The 11,232-nt window shown below is 70.8% G+C and carries 9 protein-coding genes; 8 read left to right on the plus strand and 1 reads right to left on the minus strand.

The features are described from left to right. The 5 genes from AC1DP0_RS10465 to AC1DP0_RS10485 all read left to right on the plus strand — a co-directional run. Positions 1–367 (plus strand): rhodanese-like domain-containing protein (locus tag AC1DP0_RS10465; RefSeq protein WP_478084358.1); only part of this gene is annotated, 367 nt, incomplete at its 5' end. A gap of 9 nt (positions 368–376) precedes the next feature. Further along, the gene (locus AC1DP0_RS10470) at positions 377–1,120 is read left to right on the plus strand and encodes an MGMT family protein (protein ID WP_478084360.1); all 744 of its coding nucleotides are present in this window, start codon (positions 377–379) and stop codon (positions 1,118–1,120) included. Between the two features lie 121 nt (positions 1,121–1,241). Then, positions 1,242–2,207 (plus strand): ABC transporter ATP-binding protein, encoded by a 966-nt coding sequence (locus tag AC1DP0_RS10475; protein ID WP_478084362.1) that lies wholly within the window; start codon positions 1,242–1,244, stop codon positions 2,205–2,207. Continuing rightward, positions 2,204–3,598 (plus strand): ABC transporter permease, encoded by a 1,395-nt coding sequence (locus AC1DP0_RS10480; protein ID WP_478084364.1) that lies wholly within the window; start codon positions 2,204–2,206, stop codon positions 3,596–3,598. Before AC1DP0_RS10475 ends, AC1DP0_RS10480 begins: the two co-directional genes overlap by 4 nt. A gap of 2 nt (positions 3,599–3,600) precedes the next feature. After that, complete coding sequence (locus AC1DP0_RS10485; protein WP_478084367.1) at positions 3,601–6,396, plus strand: alkaline phosphatase family protein; 2,796 nt, start codon at positions 3,601–3,603, stop codon at positions 6,394–6,396. Positions 6,397–6,504: 108 nt separating this feature from the next. Here the strand turns inward: AC1DP0_RS10485 and AC1DP0_RS10490 are convergent, their stop codons facing one another. Next, positions 6,505–7,704 carry an FUSC family protein gene (locus tag AC1DP0_RS10490; RefSeq protein ID WP_478084369.1) on the minus strand — a complete coding sequence of 400 codons (1,200 nt, stop codon included), beginning with the start codon at positions 7,702–7,704 and terminating at the stop codon, positions 6,505–6,507. Between the two features lie 289 nt (positions 7,705–7,993). Between AC1DP0_RS10490 and AC1DP0_RS10495 the strand changes: the two genes are divergently transcribed. From AC1DP0_RS10495 to AC1DP0_RS10505, 3 genes are all read left to right on the plus strand, one after another. Beyond that, on the plus strand, positions 7,994–8,422 hold the full coding sequence (locus AC1DP0_RS10495) for a Fur family transcriptional regulator (RefSeq protein ID WP_478084371.1): 429 nt from the start codon (positions 7,994–7,996) through the stop codon (positions 8,420–8,422). Between the two features lie 30 nt (positions 8,423–8,452). Further along, positions 8,453–10,735: a catalase/peroxidase HPI gene (gene katG, locus AC1DP0_RS10500; protein ID WP_478084373.1), complete on the plus strand. Its 2,283-nt coding sequence runs from the start codon at positions 8,453–8,455 to the stop codon at positions 10,733–10,735. Positions 10,736–10,917: 182 nt separating this feature from the next. Next, positions 10,918–11,232: UvrD-helicase domain-containing protein (locus tag AC1DP0_RS10505; protein WP_478084375.1), on the plus strand; the 315-nt coding region annotated here is incomplete at its 3' end.

The raw sequence follows: 11,232 nt of genomic DNA on the forward strand, positions 1-11,232 counted from the left end.
GTTCTGCGGGGTGCCCGGTGCCGCAGCGCCCGACGAGGACGAGCTTCCGACGGTGACGGTGCACGAGATGGCCGGCGAGCTCGCGTCCGACGAGCCGCCGCTGCTCGTCGACGTTCGCGGCACCGAGGAGCGAGCCATCGCCAGCATCCCGGGGGCCGTCGCCATCCACCTCGACCTCTTCCGCTCTGGTGAGGCGTTCGACGAGCTGCCCACGGACAGAAGGGTTCTCATCCTCTGCAAGGTCGGTGGACGATCGGCCGAGGCGACGCGGCTGGCGCTGCGCGCGGGGCTCACCGACGTGGCGAACGTCGAGGGCGGCATACTCGCCTATCTTCGGGAGATCGACCCGAGCCAACCCGAGTACTGAGGGGCCCCCGTGCCGCTGGAGGACCACGCCGAGCGCGTGCTCGATCTCGTCGCGACGATCCCCGAGGGGAGGGTGCTGGCCTACGGCGACATCGCCAGACATCTCGGCGGGATGGGGCCGCGCACGGTCGGGACCGTGATGAGCCGTTACGGCTCAGACGTGCCGTGGTGGCGCGTCATCCGATCCGACGGACGGCCCCCGCAGGGCCTCGAGGACGAGGCGCTCGGGCACTGGCGTGCCGAGGGGACGCCCATGGTGGGCGGTCTGCTCGACGGTGGCCGCGCTGACATGGCGCGGGCGAGGTGGGACTTCGGGGGAGCGGTTGCGGGTTCCGGCGCGGTCGGGGGCGCCGGTCCGCGGGGAGGGCTGCACCACGTCGAGATCTGGGTCGAGGACATCGCCGCCGCGGGGCGGGAGTGGGGCTGGCTGCTCGGTCGTCTCGGCTACCACCTCGGCGACGACTGGGGGCACGGCCAGGCGTGGGAGCTGGGCTCGCTCTACGTCGTCGTCGAGTCCGGGCCCGACGTCGTGGCGGGTCGGCACGAGCGGAGACGGTCGGGGCTCAACCACCTTGCCTTCCATGGCGGTTCGCGAGCAGAGGTCGACGCGCTCGTCGATGCGTGTGCGGAGGGCGGGTGGACGCTGATGTTCGCCGACCAGCACCCGTATGCCGGTGGCCCGACTCACTACGCCGCGTACCTCGAGAGCGGCGAGGGCTTCGAGGTGGAGCTCGTCGCCACTGTCGAGTCGTGATCCGCGCCGCTCGTCCGCTCCAGAGAGAAATGTGAGGTTTGCCCGGGGTTCAGGTTCCCGCCGTCTCCGCACCCTCCGGCTTCCCTAGCGTCGTGCTCGTTCGACGATCTGGAGGCAAAGAATGGGCAGCTCGCTCGCGGTCCGGTCCCGGGGCACGACCAAGTACTTCGGCGACGTCGTCGCGCTCGACGGCGTTGACCTCGACGTCCCCAGGGGCCTGGTCCACGGTCTCGTGGGGCCGAACGGGGCCGGCAAGACCACACTCCTGGGGCTGCTGCTCGGGCTCTCCGTCGCCGACGAGGGCAGCCTCGAGATCCTGGGCACGCCGGTCGACCGGGTGCTCGGGGTGCCCGGGGGCGTGGGTGGTTTCGTCGACGGACCCGGTCTCTACCCCACGCTGACCGCCCGGCAGAACCTGGTCGCGCTCGCGCGGCTGCACGGCTACGGGTCCGAGCGGGAGGCCGAGGTCGACCACGCCTTGGAGCAGGTCGGTCTCCTCGACGTGGCCGACGACCGGGCGCGCGGCTTCTCGTTGGGCATGCGTCAGCGGCTCGGCCTGGCGGCTGCCCTGCTGACCCGACCGCGCCTGCTGGTGCTCGACGAGCCGTCCAACGGCCTCGACCCGGCAGCCAGGCGGCACGTCCACCGGGTTCTCGCCGACCTGGCCGCACAGGGCGCAGCGGTCGTGATCTCGAGCCACCAGATGGACGATCTCGCTGCGCTCTGCTCCGAGGTGACGCTCCTGGCCCACGGGCGGGTGGTGTTCTCCGGACCGGTCACGAAGCTCGCGGCCGAGAGCGGACGGCTCGACTACCGCGTGCTCACCTCCGACGCCGACACCACCCGTCGGGTCATTGCGGGGCACCCCGCCCTCGAGCTGGTCCCCGAGCGGACCCCGCCCCGGCTCGGGGAGCCTGCCGTCGTCGCGCGCGGACCGGTCAGCGCTGTCGACGACCTCGTCGTGCGCCTCGTCGCCGCGGGCGTAGCGGTCCGCGAGCTCGGTCCGGTGGTCCCACCACTCGAGGCGGCCTTCCTCGCGCTCACCGGCGCCGACGACGTCCTCGCGTCCCACGGGGCTGCCCGATGAACACGACGACCGCGAGCGCGCCGGTGGCGGCTCCCGAGGCCGAGCGGGCTGAGACAGCACTCGTGACCGGTCTCGCCGGCCTCGGATCCAGCGTGCGCTTCGAGCTGCTCAAGCTGCTCGTGCAGTGGCGCGTGCGGGTCGTCCTCGTCGCCTGCTGGCTCGCACCGGCCGGCTTCATCGCCGCCGCCAGCGGACAGAGCTCGCTGCCGAGCGACACGGTCTTCGGACGATGGATGTTCACGACCGGGTGGGCAGCCTCCCTCGTGGTGCTCAGCTTCGCGTGCACCTGGGCGCTCCCGCTGCTGACCGCCCTCGTGGCCGGCGACGTCTTCGCCGCCGAGGACCGCCTGGGGWCGTGGCGCCACGTCGTCATGGCGGTGCGCTCGCCACGTCGCATCTTCGTCGCGAAGGCGCTCGCCAGCACCGCCGTGATCCTGGCCATGGAGGTCGGTCTTGCCGTCTCCAGCATCGGCGGCGGCCTGGCGGTGATGGGCAACCGTGAGCTCGTCGGTCTCGACGGACAGCTCATCGACGCGGGCCAGAGCGCGCGACTCGTGCTGCTGGCCTGGGTCTGCACCGTGCTCGCCTCGCTGGCCTTCGCGGCCGTAGGACTGCTCGGGTCGGTTGCGCTGGGGCGTTCGCCGATGGGCCTGCTCGTGCCGGCGGTCCTCGCCTTCGTGCTGCAGGCAGTCCAGCTGCTGCCCCTCCCCGAGGTCGTGCGTCTCGCCCTGCCGAGCCAGGGATTCCTCGCCTGGCGGGGCCTGTTCAGCGATCCGTCCCAGACGAGGCCGGTGGTCATCGGCCTGGTCGTCAGCAGCGCCTGGGTCCTCGTCGCGACGGCTCTGGCATACCTCCTCTTCGTGCGCCGCGACTTCACCGACCTCGCGTACGACGGATCGGGGAGCCGGTCCATGGTCGTCGGGGTCCTCCCCGTGGCCGCCTTGGCGGCCGTCAGCGCCGCCGTCGTCGCGGTGGCGACGCCCGCGAGCGGGTCCGGGGTCGACCGGGCCAAGATCGAGACCTCCCTCGCAGCCTCGTTCGCCCACCTCTACCGGCTCCAGTCCCGTGAGCTGCACCGTCCGGACGTGACCGAGGAGCAGCTGCGCACCACCGCGTCCTGCTACCGGGCCGGGTCACCGGGCGACGACGAGGGCGCGGGCAACGACTGGCGCTGTGCCGTGTCGTGGCACATCCCCGGAGCCACGGCTGTCGGCACGGCCCTCTACCAGCTCGACGTCGCCGCCGAGGGGCGCTACGTCGCTGACGGGGACGGCCCCAAGGAAGTGAACGGCTACTTCCAGGTGCGGACTCCGAGTGGGGACGCAGCCAACCCCTTGTGGCAGATCGACAGCCTCGTCGACCTGTCCTCCCGCAGTTCCTCGAAAGGATGATCATGCAGGTCACTCGTCAACGGCTCTCCGGCTCCGAACCGGCTCCGGAGCGCCGTCGCACCACCCGCAGGATCCGTGTCGCCGCGGCCGGTACCGCAGCCCTCACCATCGTCGGTGGAGGCATCGCCACCGCCGCCACCGGGGCCTTCGGCAACCACACCGTCGGCACGCAGTACGCCAACGGGCTCCAGATCTCCGACAACCAGGTGATCAAGCCCATCGGCGACCGGATCATGACCCAGTACGGCAAGTTCATGGGGTCGACGGTCAGCGCCGACGGCCGCTTCCTCGCGGCGAGCAGCGCCGACAAGAAGGTCGTCCTCCAGGTCTTCGATCTCGCCGCCAACAAGCTGATCTACAGCGTCGGCAAGGCCGCCGGCGTCGACCAGATCCTCCCGGACGGCAGCGTCGGCCAGGAGGGCCCGACCTACTCGCCCGACGGCAAGTACCTCTGGTTGTCCCAGCAGGACGCCCTCACCCGCTTCCCGGTCAACGCCGACGGCACCCTGGGCAGCGCCACCCGCTTTCCGCTCCCGCAGGTCGACGGCCGCTCCGCCCTGCCCGGCAAGTCGGTCTACTCGCCCGACGGGTCGACGCTCTACGTCGCGGTCAACGGCCAGAACACCGTCGTGGCCATCGACCCGGCGACCGGCGCGGTCAAGCAGACCTGGAAGGTCGGCATCGCGCCGAGGCACCTGACCTTCGTCAGCGGCAAGCTCTACGTCAGCAACGAGGGAGGCCGCCACGCCAAGCCGGGCGAGCCCTCGATCAACTCCTACGGCACCGACGTCCCGGCCGACCCCAACCTCGGCGCCTCGACGACGGGCACCGTCAGCGTCATCGACACCGCGGCTCCGTCCGGAGGCGTCAGGTCGATCGACGTCGGCCTGCACCCGACCGCGCTGTATGCCGCGGGCAACGCCCTCTTCGTCGCCAACACCAACAGCGACACGGTGTCGGTCGTCGACACCCGCAAGGACGCCGTCGTCCAGACCATCGCGACGCAGCCGTGGCCCAAGGCCAAGGTGGGCTACGAGCCCACCGGCATCGCGCTCACCAAGGACGGGCATCTTCTGGTCACCCTCGGCCGGGCGAACGCGGTCGCCGTCTACCGCTACGCCGGGACGCCGCAGGCGCCGGTCAGCTACGTCGGCCTGCTGCCGACGGACTACTACCCCTCCGACGTGGACACGGTCGGCAACAGGGTCGTCGTCACCAACACTCGCGGCATCGACGCCCGTGGTCCGGCCATCACCACGAACAAGGGCTACGGCGTCCCCGTCGTCAGCGGGCACGACACGCACAGCACGACCGCGTCCCTGACGAGCTTCACGATGCCCGGCGACGACAAGGAGATCAGCCGCTACACCGCGACCGTCTTCGCCCAGAACGACTGGAGCCACAACGACGTCAAGCAGGCCGAGGGCCGCCGGGCCAAGGGGGTGCCCGTGCCCGTGCGCCTCGGAGACCCGTCGACGATCAAGCACGTCTTCATGATCGTGAAGGAGAACCGGACCTACGACCAGGTCTACGGCGACGACAGCCGCGGCAACGGCGACCCCTCGCTCGTGCAGTTCGGCCAGCAGGTCACCCCCAACCAGCACGCGCTGGCCAAGCAGTTCGGCCTCTACGACAACCTCTACGACATCGGCACCAACTCCGCCGAGGGCCACAACTGGATCATGCAGGGTGACAACCCGGAGTACACCGAGTCCAGTGCGGGTGAGTACGTCCGCAGCTACGACACCGAGGACGACGCCCTCGGGCACCAGCGCTCCGGGTTCCTCTGGACCGCAGTCCAGTCCGCGGGCAAGACGGCGCGCAACTACGGCGAGTTCACCCAGTTCCTGACCAAGCCGGCCGGTGCGACGTGGCAGAAGTACTACTGCACCGCCAAGCAGGTCGCCGCCGGCGGCGCCCCCAGCGCGCTGACGGACCCGTCGATCAAGACGGACACRCAGTCGCCGATCCCGTCGCTGAACCAGATCACCGAGCACGACTACCCGAAGTTCGACGTCAACATCCCCGACATCTACCGCTTCCAGCTCTGGAAGCAGCACTTCGAGGAGGACGGGCCGGCGAACTTCAACATGCTCTGGCTCTCCAGCGACCACACCGGCGGGGCCCCGGACGCCAGGGCGCAGGTCGCCGACGGTGACCTCGCCGTGGGCAAGGTCGTCGACGAGATCTCGCACAGCAGGTACTGGAAGGACTCGGCCATCTTCGTGGTGGAGGACGACAGCCAGGACGGCGCGGACCACGTCGACGGACACCGCGCGCCGGTGCAGGTCATCAGCCCCTGGGCCCAGCACGGCAAGGTCGTCAGCACCTACTACTCGCAGATCAACATGGTGCGCACCATCGAGCAGATCCTCGGCGCCCAGCCGCTGAACCAGAAGCTCGCCGCGGCGACGCCGATGTTCGACGCGTTCCAGTCCAAGCCCGACCTGACGCCCTTCACGACGCTGCCGAACCAGATCCCGCTCACCGAGCAGGTCAACCCTGCGCCCGCGTGCGGTCAGGACACCACGCCGGCGGCGAGCGGCGCTGGGGCACAGCCGAGCTCGGCCGCTGTCCCGGCATCCGAGAAGGCCGTTGCGGCGCAGTGGGAGGGCTGGCGGGTCAAGCAGGGCTTCAACGGCAGCAACCCCACCCCGGACTCTGCGAGCCCGGAGCTGATGAACCGGTTCACGTGGTACGAGGCGCACAACTGGGCCGCTCCGTACCCGGGCGACTCGAGGATCTACCCGCCGTCGCAGGTCCCGGGTGGCTACATCCCCAGCGCCGACGGGCAGTGACCCCCCATCGCGGGATAGCCGACGTGCGGGCCGGCCGACCACGGCCGGCCCGCACGCCATCCTTCTGAGCCACGGTCTCGGCCCGCAGGAGCCGGCGTGCCCGCCCCCTCACCGCTCGTCGCGACGGCCTGGGCGCCTCATCCGTCCCCGCTGGAGTCCGCGCGGGTAGGGCCGGTCGGGGTGGGGGAGGACGTCGTGGACGATCTGGGGCAGCTGGGCCGACCGGCGCTGCTGCTGCTGCTCCTTCCACTGCTGGTACATCCGAGCGCGGTCCTCGAGGTCGAGTCGTGAGAGCACCTGCTCGACGGCGGCCAGGACGGAGCCGCGCAGCAGCCACGACGAGGTGTCCTCGCGGACGCGCACGAGGATGAGCTCGGTGAGGATGGCCTGGGTCTCGCGGAGGATGTCGAGGCTCTCGGCCAGCGCGTCCTCGGTGTCCTCCTCGCGGCCTTCCGACTCCGCGATGACGAGGCCGCCGAACGCACGGAGGCAGTCGGCGCTGTCGTGCAGGACCACCGCGAACGCCGAGCGCAGCTCGTCGCCGTAGGGGTCCTCAGGTGCTGACTCGGCCGGCAGCTCGGCGAGGAGCAGGGTGAAAAGGGCACGGATGGCCAGCAGGCAGTGCTCGAAGGTGTCGAGGGCCGACGCCAGCACGGGCTCGACGTCGACGGTGCCGAGGGCACGTGGGTTGAACCGGCGGCTGTCCTTGAGATGGCCRATGGTCTCGGTGGCCCGGGCGACGTCCCGGTTCGCGGCGCGGACCCTGTCGATCCACTCCCCGACCTGCTCGCGGGTCACCGGGCCCGCCTCGAGAGCCTCGGCCGCAGCATCGAGGGCAGAGGCCGCGGCCTCGACCACGCGGAGCAGCGCCTGCCGTGCCGCCCCCGTCGGCATGGCCGGTGGGTAGACGACGCTGAAGGCAACCCCGACCGCGGCACCGATCAGGGTGTTGACGATCCGGGTCTCCGCGGCGATGTCGTGGTTGCTGACGCCGAGGATGAGCATCGCGCTGATGGGCGTCTCGAGGGCCTGGTCCCCGAGGCGCAGCACCTTGGCCAGCAGCAGGGACGCGGCGATGGCGGCGGCGAGGCTCCACCAGGTGAGGCCGCTCCACGTCGAGAGCAGCGTGGCCACGAGGATGCCCGAGAGCACCGCAGCGACCCGGACGGCTCCCATCTTGATCGTCGAGAAGGCCGTGGCCTGCACGACCAGCAGGGCCGTCAGGGGGCCGGTCAGGTCAGGGGTTCCGGGCGTGACGACCTGGGACAGCACGTAGGCCGCCACCGCGGCCGCCGTGAGCCGGAACACCGTGACCAGTGTGGGTCGTACGCGTCGCGGCACGTCTCGCCACCGCGCAGGATGACTCGGCCAGGCCCACGCRATCAGACGGCCCCACGGGGTCGCACCGAAGCTGTTCTCTGGTGACATGCGCCGCCCTCGGGTGTGCGATGTGGTCACGGTCTCGCCGGGTCGGCTGCGAACCCTCCGCGCCATCCGCATCGTACGAGACGGAGGCCAGCACCCGAGGGAGCGAGCCGTGCGGGGGAGTCCACCGACAAGACTTGATTGTTTCCAGAAAGCGGGACAGACTCGGGTCATGTCCCGTCCCGACCTCGAGAAGCAGCTGCGCGAGGCGGGCCTGCGCATCACGCGGCAACGGCTGGCGGTGCTCACGGTGCTCCACGACCACCCTCACACCGACACGGACACCGTCATCCGACGGGTCCGGGAGGTCGCCGGGGACGTGTCGCACCAGGCCGTCTACGACGTCCTGCGCGCCCTCACCGAGGCCGGCCTCGTCCGTCGGATCCAGCCGACCGGTTCCGTGGCGCGCTACGAGGTCCGCGTCGGCGACAACCACCACCACGTCGTATGCCGTTCGTGTGCCGCAATCGCCGACGTCGACTGTGCCGTGGGGGCAGCCCCCTGCCTCACGGCATCCGCCGATCACGGCTTCCTCATCGACCAGGCCGAGGTCGTCTACTGGGGCACCTGCCCTGACTGCTTGGCCACCCGTATCCCTTGAAGTGACAGCGATGCCCGGAAGGATCCACTCATGACTGACAGCCCCAACGACGTCACGCCCGAGAGCCCGCAGGGGGTGGACCGCAAGGCAGAAGGCGGCTGCCCGGTMATGCACGACTCGGCCACCGCCAGCGGCAGCGAGAGTGAGAACCCGGCGATCGACTCGCCGACCCCCAAGACCGGCGGCCGCCCGCGCAGCATCAAGGACTGGTGGCCCGACTCGCTCGACCTGTCGGTGCTCCGTGCGCACTCTCCCAGGGGCAACCCGCTGGGTGCGGACTTCGACTACGAGGCCGAGTTCGCCAAGCTCGATCTCGACGCGCTCAAGCAGGACATCGTCGCGGTGCTGCACGACTCCCAGGACTGGTGGCCGGCGGACTTCGGTCACTACGGCGGCCTGTTCATCCGAATGAGCTGGCACGCGGCCGGCACCTATCGGATCTACGACGGCCGCGGCGGTGCCGGTGACGGCGGGCAGCGCTTCGCCCCGCTCAACAGCTGGCCCGACAACGCCAACCTCGACAAGGCGCGCCGCCTGCTGTGGCCGGTCAAGCAGAAGTACGGCCAGAAGATCTCGTGGGCCGACCTGATCGTCCTTGCCGGCAACGTCGCCCTCGAGGACATGGGTTTCGAGACCTTCGGCTTCGGCTTCGGGCGCCAGGACGTCTGGGAGCCGGAGGAGATCTTCTGGGGCCCGGAGGACACCTGGCTCGGCGACGAGCGCTACTCCGGAGACCGCGCCCTGGACGAGGTCTTCGGCGCGGTGCAGATGGGCCTGATCTACGTCAACCCGGAGGGTCCCAACGGCAACCCCGACCCGCTCGCCTCGGCCCGCGACATCCGCGAGACCTTCGCCCGAATGGCGATGAACGACGAGGAGACCGTCGCCCTCATCGCCGGCGGCCACACGTTCGGCAAGACGCACGGCGCCGGCGACTCCGACCTCGTCGGCCCGGAGCCTGAGGGCGCGCCACTCGAGCAGCAGGGGCTGGGCTGGAAGAGCGAGTTCGGCTCCGGCAAGGGCGCCGACGCGATCACCTCGGGCCTCGAGGTGACCTGGACCTACCACCCGACCCGGTGGGACAACGAGTTCTTCCACATCCTCTTCGCCTACGACTGGGAGCTCATGGAGTCACCAGCCGGCGCACACCAGTGGCGGCCGAAGAACGGGGCGGGCGCCGACATGGTGCCGGACGCGCACGACGCGTCCAAGCGTCGTGAGCCACGGATGCTCACCTCCGACCTCGCGCTGCGTTTCGACCCGGCCTACGAGAAGATCTCGCGACGCTTCCTCGAAGACCCCGAGGCGTTCCGGCTCGCCTTCGCGAAGGCCTGGTACAAGCTGCTCCACCGCGACATGGGCCCCGTTTCGCGGTTCCTGGGCCCGTGGGTGCCGGAGCCGCAGCTGTGGCAGGACCCGGTCCCGGCCGTCGAGGGCGAGCTGGTCGGCGACGCCGACGTCGCGGCGCTCAAGGAGAAGGTCCTGGCATCCGGTCTGTCGGTGTCCCAGCTCGTCTCCACCGCCTGGGCCTCGGCCGCGAGCTTCCGCTCCACCGACAAGCGCGGCGGCGCCAACGGGGCACGTATCCGCCTCGAGCCGCAGCGCAGCTGGGCCGTCAACGAGCCCGAGCAGCTGGGCCAGGTGCTCGAGACGCTCGAGGGCATCCAGCGGGAGTTCAACGAGGCGGGCGGCGCGACGATCTCGATGGCCGACCTCATCGTGCTCGCGGGCTCCGCGGCCGTCGAGAAGGCCGCGCACGGCGCCGGTGTCACCGTGGAAGTGCCGTTCCACGCCGGCCGCACGGACGCGACTCAGGAGCAGACCGATGTCGAGTCGTTCGCCGTGCTCGAGCCACGCGCCGACGGCTTCCGCAACTACCTGCGTCCCGGCGTGAAGCTGCAGCCGGAGGTCCTGCTCGTCGACCGGGCCTACATGCTCGGCCTCACCGCTCCGGAGATGACGGTCCTCGTCGGTGGCCTCCGGGCGCTCGGCAACAACGTCGGTGGCACGGCGCACGGCGTGCTGACGGACCGCCCCGGCGTGCTGACGAACGACTTCTTCACCAACCTGCTCGCCCCCGGCACGCAGTGGAAGACGTCGGCCTCGGAGGAGAACGTCTACGAGATCCGCGACCTCGCCAGCGGTGACCTGAAGTGGACCGCCACTGCCGTCGACCTGATCTTCGGGTCGAACTCGCAGCTGCGTGCCCTTGCCGAGGTGTACGCCAGCGAAGATGCCCACGAGAAGCTGGTCCGCGACTTCGTCGCGGCCTGGACGAAGGTCATGGAGGCGGACCGCTTCGACCTGAGGTGACTTCCTGACCCATGCAGGGGCCCGGGATGGCGTACGCCGTCCCGGGCCCCTCACGTGCCCGGCGCGTCCGGGGTCGTGACCACGCGGCCGCGCGCTGTCGGGACGCGGCCCGGCGGGGGCCGCACCAGGCATACGCCCTCCGGGTGGCACCCGCTGTCGGTCGGCCGTGATGGAATCCTCCGGTGGTCATCCTCCGTCGCGCTCCTGCTCTCGCGGCCGCGCGAGTGCGGCTCGACGACCGCCAGCAGGCCGCCCTCGACTCGTCGGCGCGGGTCCTCAGGGTCCTCGGCGGGCCCGGGACCGGCAAGTCGACCCTCGCGGTCGAACTCGTCGTCGACGCCGTCCGGCAGCAGGGGCTGCGTGCCGACTCGTGCCTCGTCCTGACCTCGAGCCGCAGCGCCGCTGCCACCCTGCGCCAGCAGGTCACCGCGCGCCTGGGCGGCACGTCGACGGAGTCGCTGGCGCGCACCTGGCAGGCGTTCGGCTTCGGGGTGCTG

The organism is Terrabacter sp. P5_B1 (assembly GCF_056400505.1).

Bases quoted from the DNA above. Each gene is read 5' to 3' on its own strand.
- AC1DP0_RS10475 (WP_478084362.1), top strand. From the start codon at position 1,242: ATGGGCAGCTCGCTCGCGGTCCGGTCCCGGGGCACGACCAAGTACTTC.
- AC1DP0_RS10495 (WP_478084371.1), top strand. From the start codon at position 7,994: ATGTCCCGTCCCGACCTCGAGAAGCAGCTGCGCGAGGCGGGCCTGCGC.